This is a genomic window from Profundibacterium mesophilum KAUST100406-0324, assembly GCF_009835145.1.
Taxonomy (GTDB): domain Bacteria; phylum Pseudomonadota; class Alphaproteobacteria; order Rhodobacterales; family Rhodobacteraceae; genus Profundibacterium; species Profundibacterium mesophilum.
Genome location: NZ_APKE01000011.1, coordinates 51,327 through 69,407 on the forward strand (window position 1 = coordinate 51,327; position 18,081 = coordinate 69,407).

The following is an 18,081-nucleotide window of genomic DNA, read 5'->3' on the forward strand; positions in this document are numbered from 1 at the left end:
GCATCCGGTCCCGGTCCGTCCGGGACGCGGGTTCAGGCCGCACGGCGTTCGTGGCGGCCTTCCTTGATCTCCTCGATGATCTTGGCGCAGAACGCGTCGAGATCGCCCGGGTTGCGCGAGGTGACGAGCCCCTTGTCGGTGACGACCTCGCTGTCTTCCCAAAGGCCGCCCGCATTCTCGACATCGGTGCGGATCGAGTTGAAGGAAGTCACATTGCGCCCCTTCACGATCCCCGCCTCGATCAAAAGCCAGGGTGCGTGGCAGATCGCGGCCAGCACCTTGCCGCTGTGATAGAAGTCGCGAACGAAATTCACCGCCGTCTTGTCGGCGCGCAGCACGTCGGGGTTGATCTGCCCGCCGGGCAGGACCAGGGCGTCGAACTCCTCGACGCTGACCGCGTCGAGCGTCTTGTCGACGGGCATCGCCTCGTCCCAGTGATCCTTGTCCCAGCTCTTGATCTCGCCACCTTTCGGCGCGACGATCGTAACGGTCGCCCCGGCGGCCTCGAGCTGGCGCTTCGGCTCGAAGAGCTCGGCTTTCTCATAGCCATCGGTGGCGAGGATCGCGATTTTTGCGGTCTTGATATCTGTCATGGAAAATTCCTCTTTACGCGTTGCAAGAAGCAGCACTGGCTAAGCCTGAAAACTTAGGAACTGTCGGGATCGAAACGGTCTGTCCCGCCGATGGTTCCTTTTCCCGCGCAAACGGCGGCACACCCCGCCTCGCGCGAGCGGCGAAGCCCGCGGCGGCCACCCCTCCGGCGCCAGCGATCCGGCATGACAAGAAGGGGGACCTGCAAGGCCCCCCTTCCCCCGGTCCGCGAACGCGGCGTCTTGATCTACGTCGCGGCGGCCACGGCCCGGCGGGTCATGACGGCGATCAGATGCGCACGGTATTCGGCCGTTCCGTGCAGATCGGAGATCATGCCATCGGCCGGATGGCTCATGTCCTTCAGCGCCTCCGGCGTGAAATCGGAGCCCAGCGCCTCCTCGGCTTCGCGCCAGCGGAAAACGCCCCCCTCCGAGGCGCCGGTGACGCCCACCCCGACCCGGCCGTCGAAGCGCGCGACGAAGACCCCGACGAGCGGGAAGCGCGATGCCGGCTGCTCGAACTTCTGGTAGTTCGAGGATTGCGGCACCGGGATGCGGACCCCGGTGACGATCTCGTCCTCCTCGAGCGCGGTCGTGAACATGCCCTGGAAGTAGTCGTCGGCCGCGATCTCGCGGTTGTTGGTGATCACCGTGCCGCCAGTCGCCATCATCGCGGCGGGATAGCAGGCGGAGGGGTCGTTGTTGGCGAGGCTGCCGCCGATCGTGCCGCGATTGCGCACCGCCGGATCGCCGATCTTTCCGGCGAGATGCGACAGGCCCGGAAAGCTGTCGGCGGTCTCGCGGGCGATCTGGCCATGTGTGGTGCCGCCGCCGATCCGGAGCGCGCCATCCTCGCGGGTGATGCCGCGCAGCTCCTCGATGCCGGTCAGGCTGACCAGGACGGAGGGCATCGCCAAGCGCTGCTTGAGCGTCGGGATCAGGGTCTGCCCGCCGGAAAGCGGCTGCGCATCCTCGGCGCGCAGGGCCGCAAGCGCCTCGTCGAGCGTGCCGGGACGGGTGAGTTCGAAATCATACATGTCGCGATGTTCCTTGCGTTTGCTCACGGGACCGACCGCTCCTGGAGCCGGTCCCGACTGTCGCGTTTCCCGTTCAGGCCCCGAGCTGCCGCGCGCCGGCCGAGCCGTGACCCTCGCCCTGCTCGGGGCTGCCGCCCTGCATCGCGGCCCAGACACGCTGCGGCGTCAGCGGCATGTCGATATGCGCGATGCCGGTATGCCCGCCGCGATGGAGCGCGTCGATCACCGCGTTGACCACCGTGGGAGGCGAGGCGATCGCCCCGGCCTCGCCGCAGCCCTTCACCCCCAGCGGGTTATGCGTGCAGGGTGTCTGGCACGAATGGTCGACGGTCATGAACGGCACGTTGTCGGCGCGCGGCATCGCGTAGTCCATGTAGGTGGCGGAGACGAGCTGCCCGTTCTCGTCATAGGCGCAGTTCTCCAGCAGCGCCTGTCCGATCCCTTGCGCGATCCCGCCATGCACCTGCCCCTCGACGATCATCGGGTTCACCACGTTGCCGAAATCATCGGCCGCCGCGAAGCGCTCGATCGTCACGACGCCCGTTTCGGGGTCGAGCTCGACCTCGCAGGCATAGGCGCCCGAGGGATAGGTGAAGTTCGCCGGATCGTAGAAGGCCGTCTCCTCGAGGCCGGGCTCGATATCCTCGAGCGGGTAGTTGTGCGGCACGTAGGCCGCCAGGGTCACGTCGCCCCAGGCCACCGACTTGTCGGTGCCCGCGACCGAGAACTGCCCGTCCTTGAGCTCGATATCCTCCTCGGATGCCTCCATCAGGTGGGCCGCGATCTTCTTGGCCTTGTTGATGATCTTCTCGGTCGCGCGCACCATCGCCGATCCGCCCACCGCGAGCGAGCGCGAGCCGTATGTGCCCATGCCCATGGGTGCGGTCGCGGTGTCACCATGGACGATCTCGACCATGTCCTCGGGGATGCCGATCATCTCGGAGATCACCTGCGGAAAGCTCGTCTCATGCCCTTGGCCGTGGCTGTGGCTGCCGGTCATCACCACGAGCCCGCCGGTAGCATTGACCCGCACCGTGGCGCTCTCGTAGAGCCCCGCGCGCGCGCCGAGCTGCCCCACGAGGTTGCTGGGCGCAATGCCGCAGGCCTCGATATAGCTGTTGATCCCGAGACCGCGCAGCTTGCCGCGGCGCTTCGATTCCTCGGCCCGCCCCTCGAAGCCTGCGAAATCGCCGATCTCCTCGAGCTTGTCCATCGTCGCGTTGTAGTCGCCCGTGTCGTATTCGACCGCCACCGGGGTGGCATAGGGGAACTCGGTGATGAAGTTCTGCCGGCGCAGCGTGACCGGATCGACGCCAAGCTCACGCGCCGCCTTGTCGATGACGCGCTCGAGCTGGTAGGTCGCCTCGGGACGCCCCGCGCCGCGATAGGCATCGACCGGCACGGTGTTGGTGAAGACCGCCTTCACGTTCACATAGATCAGCGGCGTCTTGTAATTGCCCGCCATCAGCGTGCCGTGCAGCCATGTGGGCACCGAGGGCGCGAAGGTCGACAGATACGCGCCCATGTTGGCATGGGTCAGGGTGCGCAGCGCGGTGAAGTTGTTCTCGGCATCAAGCGCCAGTTCGATCTTGGTGACGTGGTCGCGGCCATGCGCGTCCGACATGAAGGCTTCCGAGCGCGTGGAGGTCCATTTCACCGGCCGCCGGCAAGCCTTCGCCGCGAAGGTGCAGAAGGCCTCCTCGGCATAGTGGAAGATCTTGGTGCCGAAGCCGCCGCCTACGTCGGGGGCCACGACGCGCAGCTTGTGCTCGGGGATGCCAAGCACGAAGGCGCCCATCAGAAGACGGATCACATGCGGGTTCTGCGAGGTGGTATAGAGTGTGTAATCGCCCGTCGACTTGGCCCAGTCGCCGACCGCCACGCGCGGCTCCATCGGGTTGGCCACGAGGCGGTTGTTCACAAGCTCGAGCGTGGTGACATGCGCCGCCTCCGAGATCGCCTTGTCGACCGCCTCGCGGTTCTCCTCGACGAAGCCCCAGTCATAGCAGAGGTTGTTTTCCAGGTCGTCATGCACCTTGGGCGCATCGCCCGAAAGCGCCTTCTTCATGTCGATCACCGCCGGAAGCTCGTCGATCTCGACCATGATCGCCTCGGCCGCGTCGCGCGCCTGCCCGAGCGTTTCGGCCACCACGGCGCAGATCGGATCGCCCACATGGCGAACCTTGCCATGCGCCAGCACCGGGTGCTTGGGCTCCTGCATCACGTTGCCGTCGCGGCTGGTGATCTGCCAGCCGCAGGGAATGCCGCCGATCGCCTCGAAATCCGCGCCGGTGAAGATCCGCACCACGCCGGGCATCGCCTCCGCCTCGCTCGTGTCGATCGAGGTGATGCGCCCATGCGCCACGTCCGAGCGCAGGAAATGCACATGCGCCTGGCCGGCCAGGTTGATATCATCGGTATATCGTCCGTCTCCGGTCAGGAAACGCACGTCCTCGCGCCGCTTGCTGCTGGCGCCAATTCCGCCGTCTTTCGGCATGGTCCTCTCCTCCCAGTTTCCGCACCTTGCCCGCCGCGCGGGCGGTGCGCCATTCGTCCGGGCCGCGTCCTGAAGCCCGTCATTCGGCCCGTCATTTGGAACGTCGCGCGCCGCCCTATTCGGCGGCGACGGCCGGCATGTCCTGGCCACTGGCCGCGAGGATCGCCTTGATGATGTTGTGATAGCCCGTGCAGCGGCAGATATTGCCCTGGAGGTAGTCGCGGATCTCCTGCTCGCTGGGCTTGGGATTCTCCTCCAGCAGCTTGGTCGCCGACATCACCATCCCGGGGGTGCAGAAGCCGCATTGCAGCCCGTGATGATCCTGGAAGGCCTGCTGCATCACGTTGAGCGAGCCATCCCCGTTGGCCATGCCCTCGATCGTGGTGACCTCGGCGCCGTCGGCCTCGGCCGCGAACATGGTGCAGGCCTTCACGTTCTGCCCGTTCACGTGAACGGTGCAGGCGCCGCACTGGCTGGTATCGCAGCCCACATGCGTGCCGGTCAGGTGCAGCTTCTCGCGCAGGAATTCCACCAGCAGGGTGCGCCCCTCGGCCTCGGCGGAATGCGTCTTCCCATTCACCGTCATCGAAATCATCGCCATGTCATCCTCCCAAGGCTTCTCCCGTCGCCACCACCTAAGCACGAAGGCACGCGGCTGAGAACCACCCTTTCGTCGGAGTTGCAAAGCGCCGGCATCGCGCGCAGGGTCCTGCGCCGCTAGGTGCGCCGCTCGCGTGGATGGGGCCGCTGCGGCCCCTCCTTGAGAAGGCCGCCGACACCCATCTGCGCGATCTGCGCATCGCCCACCTCGATGCCGCACACGATCCGCTCGAGCACCCAGTCGGCACCGTTGAGGGTGGGCGCGCGCACGCAACCCGGCAAGCCGATCACCGGCCGTCCCCCCTGCTCGCCGAGAAAGAGCAGATTGCCCGGATCGACGGGCATTCCGAACCGGTCGACGCGACCCCCGGCCAGGCGAACGGCTTCGGGTGCAACATCGGCGGGATCGGACGTGGCCGAGGCGGTCAGGATCAGGGCCAGCTCGCCTCCCATGTCCGACAGGGCCCGCGCGATCGGGGCGCTCGCATGGGCGGTCAGCCGGCATTCGGTCAATGCGACGCCGAGGGCCGACAGGCGCGCCTCCACCGCCGCGCGTCCCTTCACGGTCAGGCGGGAGGGCTCGGCGCCGGGCCGCATCTCGGTCACGATCAGCCCGGCGCGGCGCAGACGCGGCGCCGCGCGCAGCAAGGCCCCTTCAAGAAGCGCCGCCGCACGCCGCGCATCGTCCAGGGCGACGCCATAGCTGATGATCTTGACCGTGGCGACCATGCGCCCCTCTGATAACGGGGAATGGGGCGGCAGGGTCGCGAGGGTGATCATCGGATTGATCCTGTTGGCCGCCTCGATCCGCTCCACGTCAAGCGACAGAACCCCCGGCCCGGTGGCGTAGATGTTCACCCGCCCCGTTCCGGCCGCCCCCGCGCGCAAGCCGCAATCCCGCGCCCCGGTGATCGCCGCGCCCAGGAGCCGCGCCGCCGCGTTCTCATCGCAATCCGCCGGATCGAGCCTGGCCACCGTGACACGGTCATGGCCGGCATCGCGCAGGGCCTCGATCTCGGCGGCGCCCAGCACCATGCCCTTGCGCAACTGCCCATCCCCGACGGCCTGCGAATGGGCCAGGATGGCACCCTCGGCCTGCGCGAGCGGAACGTCCCCGAACCGCATCAGCCCTGCCGCAATCTCTGGGTGATCTGCGCCATCACCGCGATGGCGATTTCCGCGGGGCTCCGTGAGCCGATATCGAGCCCGACGGGGGCGTGGATGCGCGCGATCTGCTCCGGCTCGAACCCCGCCTCGGCAAGACGCGCGCAGCGCTTGGCATGGGTGCGAGTCGAGCCAAGGCTCCCGATATAGAAGGCCGGCGAGGCCAGCGCCACGCGCAGCGCGGGATCGTCGAGCTTGGGATCATGGGTCAACGTCACGACGGCGCAGCGCGCATCGAGCCCCTCCGCCTCCAGCGCCGCATCGGGCCAGTCATGCACGAGACGCTCGCCGGGAAAGCGCGCGGCGCTGGCAAAGCTTTCCCGCGGGTCGATCAGCGCCACGTCATAACCGGCGAGACGCGCCATCACGGTGAGCGGCTGGGCGATATGCACCCCCCCGATCACCGCCATGCGCAGCGGCGGATTATGGATCGCGACGAAGCGCCGCCCGTTTTCCTCGAACCCCGAACGGTCCAGCCGGAACCGCTCCGCAAATTGCGGCGGGGCCGCGAGGGTCCGCGTGCCCTTCTCGATGTCGACGACATAGGCCGCCGCCATGCGGGCCGCGCGCCGGTCGACGAGATCGGCGAGAAGCGCCTCGGGAAGCGCGCCGCCGACCGGCTCGACCAGGACCCTGATGCGGCCGCCGCAGGCCAGGCCGACGGCGAAGGCCTCGTCGTCGCTCACCCCGAACTCGAGGCTGCGCGCCGCGCCGCCCTGTTCGAGCGCCTCGAGCGCCTCGACCACGACCGCGCCCTCGACGCATCCCCCCGATACCGATCCCGCGATCTCGCCCTGTCCCGAGATCGCGAGCTGGCTGCCCACTGGCCGGGGCGCCGATCCCCAGGTCTCGATCACCGTCGCCAGCGCGCTGCCGATGCCAGCGCGGTGCCATGCGAGTGCCTGTCCGGGAATGTCGTCGAAATCCTGCATGTTTGCTCCACCCGTCCCGCGCCCTGCCGCCGCAGTGGTGACAGAGGCCATGCCGCGCCGCAATGCGCGATGTGAAAACGCCGCCCGCATCGAGGGATGCGGGCGGCGCTGCTGTCTGTCTTCGGGCCGAACGTGTCGCCGTGACACGTCCCGGCCACCCGGCCCGATCAGTTGGCCGAGGCAACCTCGCGCAGCAGCGGCGTGATCCGGCGCACGGTGGCGCGGCGGTTCGCCTGCTCGGCGGTCGAGGTCTCGACCTTGAGGAACTGCTCGCCATAACCCTGCACGACGAGGTTCTCCGGCGGCACGTCGAAATACTCGGTCAGCGCGAGCGCCACCGATTCTGCCCGGCGGTCCGACAAAGCGAGGTTGTAAGCCCCATCGCCCACGGCATCCGTGTGCCCTTCGATCAGCACCACCTCGGAGGGGTTCTGCTCGACCAGGCCGCGGATGTAGTCACCGATCTCGACCAGTTCCTCGGCCTGTGCCGGCGGGATGGCCGCCGAGCCGGAGGCGAAGGTGATGTTGCTCAGGTCGACCGCGGGAGCGAGGGTACGCACCTCGCTGATATTGCGAACCTGTGCGAGCGAGAAGGTCCGCTCCATCGCGCCCTGCTGCTCGAGGGCGGCACGCAGCGCATCGCGGTCGGTCACCTCGATGCTGACGGGCTGCATGCTGCGCGGCTCGGGAAGACGCGAGACGTCGACCGGCTCGGCACGCAGAGTGTCATCGATCAGCACCGTCTCGCTGCCATCGGTTCCGACACGAACACGGCGCAGAACGCGCAGCTCGGGGTCGCGAACGGTGATGATCTGGCTGCCATCCTCGCGGGTGACGACCGTGCGGGTCGAGCCGTCGGAGAAGGTCTGGGTCTCGACCTCGGAGCCGGGACGGCGCAGCAGCGTGTCGTCGTCCTTGATCAGCTGGAAGCTGCCGTCATCGCGGCTGACGACCACGCGGTCATCGGAACGTGCCACGACCTCGCGGTTGCCGCTCAGGAGCGAGCCCACGGCGATTGCGCCGGCACCGGCCAGAAGGGCCTTCTCGAGCGTGCTCAGCCCGTCATCGTCATTGGCATTCGCCGTTTGCTCGGCGCTCTCGCCGGCGGGAGCCGCCTCTTGGGCGATTTTCGTGTCGAAGTCCTCGGCGCTGGAGCGCGAGTTCTCCTCGGTCACGGTCTGCCGCTCGACGGTCGGCTCGGCGCCGCCTTCTGCATTGCCCGCGGCGAGGGCGGCAACAGGTGCCTGCTCGCCGTTATCGGCATTGCCGCTCGACGCTTGCGCGGGTTTGTCGCCTGCCTCGGGCGCCGCTGCACCAGCCGCGGTATCGGTGTTGGTATTGGTGTCCGCCTGCATGGCGTCCGAGCCATCCTGACTGGCCGCACCGGTCTGCGCATCAGCGTTCGTGCCGGCATTCGTATCACCACCAGCATCGGCATCGGTATCGGCACCAGCATCGGCATCGGCATCGGCATCGGCACCGGCGTCCATGTCGGTGCCCGTATCGGCATTGCTGTCGGTATCGGCGCTTGCGCCGGACTGGGACGTGGTGGGCTGGGCTTCGGTGGCGATGGTGTCACCGGCCGGGGAGACCGGCTGCGCCTCGATCGCGCCGCCATCCGTGCTGGCGGGATCGGCCTGCGCGCCCGCACTGGCACCGGCATTCATGTCGGAGCCGGTATCCGTATCGGCGCCCGTGCCTGCATCCATGTCGGAGCTTGCGCCTGCATCGGCGTTGGCGCCGGTCTGCGGCGTCGCGGGCTGCGCTTCGGTGGCGATGGTCTCGCCTGCCGGAGAGGCGGGCTGCGCTTCGATCGCGCCGCCATTCGTGCCAGCAGGCTCGGCCTGCGCACCGGCGTCGGCACCGGCCTGGCCGTTGGCCGCACCCATGTCGCCGCCGTCAGAAGCACCTTGCATGCCGCTATCGGCGTTTTCACCGGAAACATCGCCATTGGCCTCTACGCCAGCATTCGACTGGTCGGAGCTGCCGCCGGAGGCGCCGGTATTGGCACCCATTTCCGCGGGGGGCGTGCCACCGGTCTCGGTGCGATCGTCGTCCTCGTCATTGTCGCCCTCGGCGGCGTTCGCGGGACGTGCCTGGATCGCGGTGGTCTCGCCTGCGGGCGTGGCGGGTTGGGCTTCGATGGCACCGCCATTCTCCGACCCATCGGTTATCCCGGCTTCGGCCTGGGCTTCCTCGATCTGGGCACGGATTTCCTCGATGCGCGCATCGACGTCTTCCATCGCACCGGCAGCGGCATCCTCGCCGGCGGTCTGCGATGCAGTCTCAATCTGCTGCTTCTCGGATTCAAGCGCTTCGAGATCGGCACAAAGAGCCTCGAAACCCGGCATGCAGGTCAGCGTGGTATCGTTACCGCCTTCGGCAGCTTCCTGTGCACTGACACCCGAAGGGGCGACGAGCGAGAGGACGGCAACCAGGGCCGTGCTCATCTTGAGATTCTGTCGCATGTGATGTCCTCACTGATAATGCGTTTGCACGAGAACCCCGCCCTTGCCGGCATTGTTCCCTCACAAGGCCGACATCATGCGCGGCTTCTCTCCCATATCCCCCTCGCGGGAGAGCGCGTGACCGAGCGCTTCGAGGGAGGCGATGTTGTGTCCGGCGCGGAAACTGTCGACATGGGGGAGCATCGCGGCGATGCCGCGCGCACGCGGCAGGAAGCCGTCGAAACGCAGCAGGGGATTGAGCCAGATCACCCGCCGTGCCGACAGGTGCAAGCGCTCCATCGCGGCGGCGAGGCGCGCCGGATCGTCCCGCTCCAGCCCGTCGGTGACGAGAAGCACGATCGCCCCCTGCCCCATCACCCGGCGCGACCAGTCGCGGTTGAATTGCGAAAGGCAGGCGCCGATCCGGGTGCCCCCCTCCCAGTCCTGCGCCTCGGCGCCCGCCGCCGCGAGGGCCGCGTCGACATCGCGGCGCGCCAGGTGCCGGGTGATGTTGGTGAGCCTTGTGCCGAAGGTGAAGGAATGCACCCGCGCCCAGCCCGCGCCCTTCTCGTTCGAGACGGTATGGAGAAAGTGCAGCACGAAGCGCGAGTAATGCGACATCGATCCCGAGATGTCGCAAAGCGCGACGAGGCTCGGCCATCGCTGACGGCGGCTGCGCATGGCCATCTCGCGCATGTCGCCGCCCCGCCGCATCGCGGCGCGCATGGTCATGCGCCAGTCGGGCATGGCGCCGCGCATGTCCGGCGCCGTGCGGCGCGAGAGCAGCGGTGGCACGGGCAGGCTCAGCCTGGCGATCATCCGGCGTGCCTGCGCCATCTCCTCGGTGGACATCTGCTCGAAATCGAGGCTGCGCAGCCGCTCGGTGGCACTGGTCGTGCGCGCCGCGTCGATCTCGAGAACGGTCTCCTGCCCCTGCGGCTCGGGGGGCGGCATCTTTGGCACGCTTCCGTCCAGAAGGGCCTGCGCTGCGCGTTTCTCGGCGGCGCGCGCTTTGCGCTCCTCCTGCACGCCGCGCACCGAGGGCACAAGCAGCGACATCATCTGCTCGAGATAGCGCGGATCGCGCCAGAAGAGGCGGAAGACCTGGTCGAAGACCGCGCGCTGCTCGGGACGTGAGACGAAGCAGGCCTGCATCACGTGGTAGAAATCCGTCCGGTCGGTGAAGCCTGCCGCCTCGACGGCGCACACCGCGTCGAGCGCCCGTCCGGTCCCGATCGGCAGGCCGGCGCGGCGCAATGCCCGCGCGAACCACAGGATGTTGCGGGTCAGCTTCGGCGCCTCGGGCAGATCGAGCTGCGCCAGGTTCACCATTTCCCGGCCCGCGCCCCGGTCCGCGCCGCGCTCATGCCGGCCCAAGCTCGGCACGCAGCTCGTTCAGCAGGCGCGCCGCCTCCGAGCCCTGAAGTTTCTGGATGTCGTCCTGATACTTGAGAATGGCGCCAAGGGTGTCGGCGATCACCTGCGGGCTGATCTCGATCACATCGAGCGCCAGCAGGCATTTCGCCCAGTCGATGGTCTCCGCGACGCCAGGCTTCTTGAAGAGATCCTCGCCGCGAAGCTTCTGCACGAAGGCCACGACCTCGCGGGTCAGCCGCCCGGAGGCCTCGGGCGCGCGGGCCTCCAGGATCTCGATCTCGCGGTCGAAATCGGGATAGTCGACCCAGTGATAGAGACAGCGGCGCTTGAGCGCGTCATGCACCTCGCGGGTGCGGTTCGAGGTCAGCACGACGATCGGGGCCTGCGGCGCGCTGACCGTCCCGATCTCGGGAATGGTGACGGCGAAATCCGACAGGGCCTCCAGCAGGAACGCCTCGAAGGGCTCGTCGGTGCGGTCCAGCTCGTCGATCAGCAGCACCGGCGCCCCGCCCGGCTGCGGACGCATCGCCTCGAGCAGAGGGCGCGCAATCAGGAACTCCTCGGAGAAAAGCTCGGTCTTGAGCGCGGCCCGGTCGGTGCCGCCGGCGGCTTCGGCGGTGCGGATCGCGATCATCTGTTCGGCGAAGTTCCATTCATAGACGGCGGAGGAGGCATCGAGCCCCTCGTAGCACTGCAACCGGATCAACCGCCGCCCCAGCCCCCTGGCGATCGCCTTGGCGATCTCGGTCTTGCCGGTGCCCGCCTCACCCTCCAGAAAGAGCGGCCTGCCAAGCTTGAGCGACAGGAAGACCACCGTCGCCAACCCCCTGCCGCAGACGTAATCCTGCTTCGACAACATCTGTTGCACGGCGTCGATCGACCCCGGAATATCGGCCATCGGCATCCTCCTCGCGATTGTCACCATAGCTGCATCTGGCCGGGCCGCGGTCAAGTCGCCCAGCATGGGCCTTTGGTCGCGGTGGCCGCGCCCGGCCCGCCGGGTATCAGGCTCCTTCGGGCGGCTCTTGCGGCAAATCGCCCGCGGGCGCCGCACCGGCGCGGGCCGCATCGCTCCACAGCGCCACGAGGCGGCGGCCAAGCTCCGGAGGAGGCGACTGGCTTCCCGCGCAAAGCAGCAACCGGCCGTAAAGGCGCGCCTCCGCCGGATCGCGCAGCTGCGCGGCGAAGGCGCGGGAGGCGCGGCGCCGTGCCTCCTCCTGCGCCGCGCGGATGCCCGGAAGTTCCAGCAGCGCGGCGCGTGCGGCATCGCCCGCCGGGCGCATCGCATCGATCGAACGGTCCTCGACCTCGTTGAAGTTGCGCTCTGCCCAATAGGTGAGATCGACGCGTTTGCCCGTGCGGTTCGGCAGGCCGCGCGCACGCTTGAGCATGAAATCCTCGGCCGAGCGCAAGGAGTAGTGATGCAGCGCCACCAGCGCGTCGCCGCCCGGGCGGTCCCAAAGCAGGATGCGTCCGGGATCATGGGCGAGGCCGGGCAACGGGCGGGCGGCACCGTCCACGAAAACCGGCGCGGTGCCCGCGCGTTGACGCGGCCTGTGCACGCCGGGCCGCGCGAAGGCTTCGCGCCGGTAGAGCGTCTTGAAAAAGCCCGCAAGCGCCGGGTAGAGCGCGCCGGGCCTGATGGCGCGCGTATATGCCGCGAGCGTCGGCAGTTCCGGGCGCAGCGCGTGACCGCCATGGCCGAAGAGGCGCCAGCCGATGACGATCGCATCGGCGCCGTTTGCCGCCGCGATCAGCTCCCCGATCCCCTTCAGGGGCGCGCGCAGGGCCACGAACTCGTCGCAGTCGAGAACCATGATCCAGTCCGCCGCCCGTGTGAGCGGGTGGTCCGCCGCGGCCCTGAGGGCGGACCATTGCGCGGTGCGTCCCTCGGGCACGACATTCCTGACATGGCTCAGGACGCCTGCGGCCTGCAGGAGATCCAGAAGCGCGTCCGTCCCGTCGGAGCAGTCATTGCTGAAGACCAGCAGGTCGGTGATCCCGGCGGCCCGGTGATGGGCGATCCATTCGAGCAGGTGCGGGCCCTCGTTGCGCATCGTGCAGATGGCGAGGATGCGCGGCGCGTTCATGTCTTTTGCCCTCCCCTGATGCCGCGGTCATAGACCGCCGCGAGGGCCGGGTCGATCGGGAGGCGCCTGCGCAGGCCGGTGGCCGCGAATACCTGCTCGAAGCGGGCCTGCCGGGACGCGCACCCCTCCCAGAGCGGGCCGGCAAGCGCCACCGCCGCCGGGGCGGCGTCCCCCAGCACCTGCCCGAGCGCATCGGGGCAAAGCGCCGGCGCCCCGAGCACCAGCAGCGACGGCGCGGGGCACGCGCCCAGCGCGGCGCGCAGCGCGTCCACCGGTCCCTGCCCGCCCGGCGGCATCTCGTGGATCACCGGCCATCGGGGCGATGGCAGGGCGTTTTTGCTCCAGAGCATTTCGAGATAATCGCGCATCCCGGGCTCGATGCCGCACAGGCCGATATGCGCGGGCCCCGCCGCAACGGCCGCATCCGCTTCGTCTGCCGCGTCCGGCCCCGGCCGGCCGAGCGCCAGCAGCGAGGCGACGAGCCCGCTGGCCGGGGCCAGTTCGAGATACGTGCCGCCGGCGGGGACCAGCTTGGGGAAGTTGCGGGCGATGTTGCGCTCGAATTTGCCCTGGGCGATCTGTGCCAGGGCGGGGGGTGTGAAGCGGGCCGGATCGGCGGGCAACGCGACGCCGTGGTTATGGTGCCATGTCAGCGGCGGCGTGGGATGCCCGGTCCCGGCGAGCCGCGCGTCCATCCCCTCTTGCGGGGACGCGCATCTGTAGGAAGGCGGGCCTTCCGGGCCGCGCGGCGCCGGAGGGCGGGCCGCGCCGCGCTCCCGCACCCTGGACATCAGCGCGGCGATCCGTTCCGGATCGCGGGCCTTGGGCGGCGTGGCGACCGCCTCCGCGATCGGCAGGCGCGAGGCCTGGCTGAGCTCGGCGACGAGGGCGGCATATCCCGCGCTCCGGCGCAGCTCGGCAAGCCGCGCCTCGATCCGGCCTACTGCGCCGCGATGCAGCTCGCCCAGCACCGGATCGCGCAGCAGCCCCTCGAAGATCGCCCGCCGCGCCGCGCCGTAGCGCAGCATCGTCATGTCCTGCGTCTCGTTCCGGTCCTGCAGCGCCCAGTAGTCGGCGTTGTACTTGTCCTTCTTGGCGTTGACGTTGCCGCGCAGCTTGCGGATGGCATAGGCGTCGATGCTCTTGACCGCGTAATGGTTCACCTGCACCCAGTCATAGCCGACGGTTCTCTGGATCGAGCGCCAGCCGCGGAACTTGAAATACTCCTCCATCGGCAGGCCCGAGCCGTTCAGCCAGTGCACGCTTGCGGGGTAGTCGGTATCGAGCACCTTGTTGCGCATCTTGGGCCGGTGGATGCCGAGCTTCCAGCGCTCGGGGTCATGGCGAAAGAGCGTCTTCACACCCCAGCCCTTGTTCCAGTCCATCGGCGCGGCGCGCAGGTATTGCTCGGTGACGAAATCGCGGCTCCATTCATGCCGTCCGGCGGAGCCGAAGATCCGCCATGTCATCACGATTCCGCCGGCGCCTGCCGCAACCACGGCATCGAGCATCGGATCGAGCGTGCCATCGGCGTAGCGGATGCAGACGAATTCATCGGCGTCGAGCACCAGCACCCAGTCGCTTTCGGCAACGAGCGGCTCCTCCTGGGCGTGGCGGATCGCCGATGGCTGCGGCTTGATCCCCTTCGGGATGACGTTGCGGCGGTGATGGGCAAGGCCCAGCGCCTCGAGGCGGATCAGCATCTCGTCGGTGCCGTCGGTGCAGTCATTCGTGTAGACCAGCAGATCGGTGAAGCCGACCGCGAGGTGATGGGCGACCCATTCCAGCAGATAGGGCCCCTCGTCCTTCATCATCGACACGGCGGTGACACGGCCATGCCGGCTGCGGGCGGGCCGGGGCACACCGCGCGGCGCGGCGCCTTGTGGTCGCGCGTGCTGCATCCTCGAGCGTCCCCTTCCATGCTGCGATCCGCGCGCGGCCATCGCCCGGCGCCTTCGGTGCGAGCCTGACACGGGGGCCGCCGCCGCCGCCAGTGTGCGAAGCCGTTCGCGGCCCGATCGGGCCGGGGCTTGTGGGCTTCGTGCATCAAGCGCGGATGCTTGGCCCGGCGCCCGGCGCGCATCGATGGACAGGCCATCCCCCCCGGGCCACACTTCGCCCCAAGCCATGTCCGCGGCGCCGTGCCGCCCTACAGAGATCGTCGACAATGCAAGCGAACCGGCGTCCCGTCGCCTCCCTCTGGATCGGCGAGCGCCTCCAGTATCTCAACCAGCTCTGCCTTTCGAGCCATGTGGCGCAGGGTCATCCGGTCACGCTCTACTGCACCGACCGGGTGCAGAATGCGCCCGAGGGGGTCGAGCTGCGCCCGGCCTCCGAGATCATGGACATCCCGATGCAGATCGTGGCCGAGACCAGCGCCAGCTTCCTGTCTAACGTCTTTCGCTACAAGATGATCAAGGCGACGGGCGCGATCTGGATCGACTGCGACGCCTTTTGCCACCGTCCCTTCCCCGACGAGATGACCCATATCTATGCCGGGCACGGGATGCGCGGCGCGCTCAATTGCGGGGTGGTGGCGATCCCGCGCGAGGGCGCGCTCATCGACAGCCTTCTCGATTACTACGACAACCTGCCCCCCGCCCCGCCCTGGTTCAACAAGAACCAGCGCAAGAAGCTCGAGCGGCAGAAGGATGATCTGCCGCATGCGGTGCGCATCTACCGTGCCGAGCGGACCGCCTTCGGACCCCAGGCCTTCACCTGGTTCGCGCAGCAGACGGGCGATTACGCGCGGGCCCTGCCCTCCGACCGGCTCTACCCGGTGCCTTTCCAGCTCAACGACATCTTCTATGACCCGCATGGGCGGGTGGAGGGCTGGATCACCGATGAGACCCTCTCGGTGCATCTCTACACCAATGGCACGCGCCCCTATTGGCGCAAGAACCCGCCGCTCGAGAACTCCTATGCCTGGCGCAAATGCCGCGAGCTGGGCATCGACCCGGCCGGCGGGCTGGGCTGAGCGGATGGCGCGGCCAGAGCTGACCTTCGCCTATATCGTCGAGCCGCCGGATTACGAGATCCTGGCCTGCACCCTGCTGGCCTCCATCCGCAGCCATTTCGATCCCGGCCAGGTCGCGGCGATCGGCTACTGCCCGGCGCATCTGATGGACGATCTGCACCCGGCGGTTCTGAAGGCGCACGCGATGATGGGAGCCGAGATCCGCCCCATGGTGACCGAAGGCATGTGGGACAGCCCCTATCCGCACGGCAACAAGATCATCGCGGCCATGCAGCCGCGCGACAGCCGCTTTTCCGCCTTCGTCGACAGCGACGTGCTGTTCTTGCGGGACAACAGCCCCGGGACGCTGGCCCGTACCGATCATGTCTCCTGCTCGATGGCCGCCTCGATGACATGGGCCGGGCAGGAGATATGGGAGCCGATCTACGGCGCGCTCGGAATGAAGGTGCCGCCAGAGCGGATGCACCTGATGCGGCGCTCTGCCGAGCCCGTCGCCCCTTACTTCAGCGCGGGGCTGGTGGTCTTTCCCGAAAAGGGCGGCACGGCGGGGCGTTTCGGTGACATCTGGTATGACACGGCCCGCCGGATCGACCGGATCGAGAGGCTGGAGCATCGCCGCCCCTATCTCGACCAGATGAGCCTGCCGGCCGCGATCCTGCGCGCCGGGCTGCGCTGGAACGTCCTGCCTGAAGAGCAGCATTACATCCTCGGCGGCAAGCTGCGCGGCCAACCGTTTCCCCGGGACCGGGGCATCAGCACCGTCCATTACCGCAAGCTGCAGATCCTGCGCGAGGTGGGGCTCCACAAGATCGCGCGGGGCATGCTCCAGGATCAGATCGGCGTGCCCTTCGTGCGCCGCCTCGTGCCCGAAGGGGGCGAAGGCGCCCCCGACACGGTGCGGGACGGGACGGCCTGATGGGTATCAGTCTCGTTCCGGGCATGTTCCTTGTGCGCCATGCGCCTCGGATGCAGGGCCTGCGCAACGGTGCCATCCTCGGCCGGCAGAAGCTTCACATGGGGGGCCGGCGCCTCGAGCGGTTCATCGGTGCGGCGCGCGGCCATGGCTTCGACCTGAGCGCCGGGGCGATCACCCAGCCGGACGGCTTCAGCGAGGCGCTCCTGGCGCAGCTTGGATATCCGGCGCTCGAGGCCGTCGATTTCACGGACAAGGAAGGCGCACCGCATATCCACGACCTCAACCTGCCGGTGCCGCCCGCGCTGCGCGAGCGGTTCGACCTCGTGATCGACGGCGGCACCACCGAGCATGTCTTCCATATCGGCCAGGCGATCGAGAACTGCCACGCGATGCTGCGGCCCGGCGGGCTGATGCTGGCCTTCATCGCCTGCGACGGCTGGTTCGGCCATGGCTTCTTCCAGACGGGGCCCGACGTGCCCTGGCGCTATTGGCATCATGCACGCGGATGCGAGATGCTGGAGGTCTCCGTGGTCAACCGCAAGATGCCGCGGCGGATCATCGACATACCGGACCCCACCGGCCGCCCGCGCGGCGGCGAGATGGCCCTGCAGGGGCCGCACATGCTGCTCTATGCCTGCCGCAAGCCGTTCGATCCTCCGCCCTATCAACTACCGGTGCAAAGCCATTATGCCTGATCCCGAATACCCCGGCACGCCGCGCGCGCCCGCCTCCGGGAGCGACAGCGCGCAGGACAAGTCCGACAAGCGCGCGGCCCGGCGCACCCGCCGCAACCTGCGGAAGGCGGCGGCTGAGGGGTACCTGGAAGGGATCTGCGCGATGCTGCGCCCCGGCGACCTGGCGCTCGATTGCGGCGCCAACATGGGCGTGGTGACGGCGCAGCTCGCCGCCACGGGCGCCGAGGTCATCGCGTTCGAGCCGGACCCCTTCGCCTTCGCCCATCTCACCCAGCGCTTCGCCGAACAAGCGAATGTCACCCTCGTCAATGCCGCGCTGGGCGTCGAGGAGGGGCAGGTGATCCTCAACCGCGCCGAGAATTTCGACAGCAACCCCCAGGGCGCGTCGGTCAAGTCGACCATCATGCCGGGCGGCAGGGCGATCGCGCGCGAAAACGGGATCGAGGTGCGCCTTGCCGACACGCCCGCCCTGATCGAGACGCTGATCGCCGAGCGCGGCGAGATCGCTTTCGTGAAGATGGATATCGAAGGCGCCGAGCTCGACATCCTCGAGGCGCTGGACAATGGCGGACAGCTTGAACGGATCAGATGCCTCGTCGCCGAGACCCACGAGCGCAAGTTCAAGCATCTGCGTCCGCGTTTCCGGACCCTGCGCCGGCGGCTCGAGGAGAAATACCCCCGCCGCAAGGTTAATCTCGACTGGATCTGAGCGGAGGGCCGCCGCTTGTGCGATCCCTCTTTGCCAGAGCCACAAAAAAG

15 protein-coding genes are annotated in these 18,081 nt (G+C 68.4%); 4 read left to right on the forward strand and 11 right to left on the reverse strand.

Annotation, left to right across the window (positions count from 1 at the left end; all coding sequences use genetic code 11):
- Window positions 1-32: 32 nt before the first annotated feature.
- From PMES_RS04355 to PMES_RS04405, 11 genes are all read right to left on the reverse strand, one after another.
- Entirely contained in the window at window positions 33-593 is a 561-nt protein-coding gene (locus tag PMES_RS04355; RefSeq protein ID WP_159964299.1) for a type 1 glutamine amidotransferase domain-containing protein, read from the reverse strand.
- 245 nt (window positions 594-838) lie between these two features.
- Window positions 839-1,627: an FAD binding domain-containing protein gene (locus PMES_RS04360; protein ID WP_159964325.1), complete on the reverse strand. Its 789-nt coding sequence runs from the start codon at window positions 1,625-1,627 to the stop codon at window positions 839-841.
- A 73-nt stretch (window positions 1,628-1,700) separates the two neighbouring features.
- A complete protein-coding gene (locus PMES_RS04365; protein WP_159964300.1) occupies window positions 1,701-4,124 on the reverse strand; it encodes a xanthine dehydrogenase family protein molybdopterin-binding subunit in 2,424 nt (807 codons plus the stop codon).
- Between the two features lie 115 nt (window positions 4,125-4,239).
- Window positions 4,240-4,725: a (2Fe-2S)-binding protein gene (locus PMES_RS04370; protein WP_159964301.1), complete on the reverse strand. Its 486-nt coding sequence runs from the start codon at window positions 4,723-4,725 to the stop codon at window positions 4,240-4,242.
- Between the two features lie 116 nt (window positions 4,726-4,841).
- Window positions 4,842-5,849, reverse strand: coding sequence for a molybdopterin-binding protein (locus PMES_RS04375; protein ID WP_159964302.1), 1,008 nt, complete (start codon window positions 5,847-5,849; stop codon window positions 4,842-4,844).
- Window positions 5,849-6,820 carry an XdhC family protein gene (locus tag PMES_RS04380; protein ID WP_159964303.1) on the reverse strand — a complete coding sequence of 324 codons (972 nt, stop codon included), beginning with the start codon at window positions 6,818-6,820 and terminating at the stop codon, window positions 5,849-5,851. The genes PMES_RS04375 and PMES_RS04380 overlap by 1 nt, the downstream gene beginning before the upstream one ends.
- 167 nt (window positions 6,821-6,987) lie before the next feature.
- Complete coding sequence (locus PMES_RS04385; protein WP_159964304.1) at window positions 6,988-9,288, reverse strand: OmpA family protein; 2,301 nt, start codon at window positions 9,286-9,288, stop codon at window positions 6,988-6,990.
- A 60-nt stretch (window positions 9,289-9,348) separates the two neighbouring features.
- Window positions 9,349-10,599, reverse strand: coding sequence for a vWA domain-containing protein (locus tag PMES_RS04390; RefSeq protein WP_159964326.1), 1,251 nt, complete (start codon window positions 10,597-10,599; stop codon window positions 9,349-9,351).
- Between the two features lie 31 nt (window positions 10,600-10,630).
- On the reverse strand, window positions 10,631-11,542 hold the full coding sequence (locus PMES_RS04395; RefSeq protein WP_159964305.1) for an AAA family ATPase: 912 nt from the start codon (window positions 11,540-11,542) through the stop codon (window positions 10,631-10,633).
- 106 nt (window positions 11,543-11,648) lie between these two features.
- Window positions 11,649-12,734, reverse strand: coding sequence for a glycosyltransferase family 2 protein (locus PMES_RS04400; RefSeq protein ID WP_159964306.1), 1,086 nt, complete (start codon window positions 12,732-12,734; stop codon window positions 11,649-11,651).
- Window positions 12,731-14,635 (reverse strand): glycosyltransferase family 2 protein, encoded by a 1,905-nt coding sequence (locus tag PMES_RS04405; RefSeq protein ID WP_236549693.1) that lies wholly within the window; start codon window positions 14,633-14,635, stop codon window positions 12,731-12,733. Before PMES_RS04405 ends, PMES_RS04400 begins: the two co-directional genes overlap by 4 nt.
- 266 nt (window positions 14,636-14,901) lie before the next feature.
- Between PMES_RS04405 and PMES_RS04410 the strand changes: the two genes are divergently transcribed.
- From PMES_RS04410 to PMES_RS04425, 4 genes are read left to right on the forward strand one after another with little or no spacing between them, the layout of a single operon-like run.
- Window positions 14,902-15,711 (forward strand): hypothetical protein, encoded by an 810-nt coding sequence (locus PMES_RS04410; RefSeq protein WP_159964307.1) that lies wholly within the window; start codon window positions 14,902-14,904, stop codon window positions 15,709-15,711.
- Window positions 15,656-16,627 (forward strand): GT-B fold glycosyltransferase domain-containing protein, encoded by a 972-nt coding sequence (locus PMES_RS04415; RefSeq protein ID WP_236549694.1) that lies wholly within the window; start codon window positions 15,656-15,658, stop codon window positions 16,625-16,627. The genes PMES_RS04410 and PMES_RS04415 overlap by 56 nt, the downstream gene beginning before the upstream one ends.
- Window positions 16,627-17,322 (forward strand): class I SAM-dependent methyltransferase, encoded by a 696-nt coding sequence (locus PMES_RS04420; protein WP_159964308.1) that lies wholly within the window; start codon window positions 16,627-16,629, stop codon window positions 17,320-17,322. The genes PMES_RS04415 and PMES_RS04420 overlap by 1 nt, the downstream gene beginning before the upstream one ends.
- Window positions 17,315-18,031 carry an FkbM family methyltransferase gene (locus PMES_RS04425; RefSeq protein ID WP_159964309.1) on the forward strand — a complete coding sequence of 239 codons (717 nt, stop codon included), beginning with the start codon at window positions 17,315-17,317 and terminating at the stop codon, window positions 18,029-18,031. The genes PMES_RS04420 and PMES_RS04425 overlap by 8 nt, the downstream gene beginning before the upstream one ends.
- Window positions 18,032-18,081 lie beyond the last annotated feature (50 nt).

Excerpts from the sequence above, each read along its gene's own strand:
- PMES_RS04390 (WP_159964326.1), bottom strand. The coding sequence starts at position 10,599 with ATGGTGAACCTGGCGCAGCTCGATCTGCCCGAGGCGCCGAAGCTGACC.
- PMES_RS04395 (WP_159964305.1), bottom strand. The coding sequence starts at position 11,542 with ATGGCCGATATTCCGGGGTCGATCGACGCCGTGCAACAGATGTTGTCG.
- PMES_RS04405 (WP_236549693.1), bottom strand. The coding sequence starts at position 14,635 with ATGCAGCACGCGCGACCACAAGGCGCCGCGCCGCGCGGTGTGCCCCGG.
- PMES_RS04380 (WP_159964303.1), bottom strand. The coding sequence starts at position 6,820 with ATGCAGGATTTCGACGACATTCCCGGACAGGCACTCGCATGGCACCGC.
- PMES_RS04355 (WP_159964299.1), bottom strand. The coding sequence starts at position 593 with ATGACAGATATCAAGACCGCAAAAATCGCGATCCTCGCCACCGATGGC.
- PMES_RS04365 (WP_159964300.1), bottom strand. The coding sequence starts at position 4,124 with ATGCCGAAAGACGGCGGAATTGGCGCCAGCAGCAAGCGGCGCGAGGAC.
- PMES_RS04385 (WP_159964304.1), bottom strand. The coding sequence starts at position 9,288 with ATGCGACAGAATCTCAAGATGAGCACGGCCCTGGTTGCCGTCCTCTCG.
- PMES_RS04425 (WP_159964309.1), top strand. The coding sequence starts at position 17,315 with ATGCCTGATCCCGAATACCCCGGCACGCCGCGCGCGCCCGCCTCCGGG.
- PMES_RS04375 (WP_159964302.1), bottom strand. The coding sequence starts at position 5,849 with ATGCGGTTCGGGGACGTTCCGCTCGCGCAGGCCGAGGGTGCCATCCTG.
- PMES_RS04420 (WP_159964308.1), top strand. The coding sequence starts at position 16,627 with ATGGGTATCAGTCTCGTTCCGGGCATGTTCCTTGTGCGCCATGCGCCT.
- PMES_RS04360 (WP_159964325.1), bottom strand. The coding sequence starts at position 1,627 with ATGTATGATTTCGAACTCACCCGTCCCGGCACGCTCGACGAGGCGCTT.
- PMES_RS04400 (WP_159964306.1), bottom strand. The coding sequence starts at position 12,734 with ATGAACGCGCCGCGCATCCTCGCCATCTGCACGATGCGCAACGAGGGC.
- PMES_RS04410 (WP_159964307.1), top strand. The coding sequence starts at position 14,902 with ATGCAAGCGAACCGGCGTCCCGTCGCCTCCCTCTGGATCGGCGAGCGC.
- PMES_RS04415 (WP_236549694.1), top strand. The coding sequence starts at position 15,656 with ATGCCTGGCGCAAATGCCGCGAGCTGGGCATCGACCCGGCCGGCGGGC.
- PMES_RS04370 (WP_159964301.1), bottom strand. The coding sequence starts at position 4,725 with ATGGCGATGATTTCGATGACGGTGAATGGGAAGACGCATTCCGCCGAG.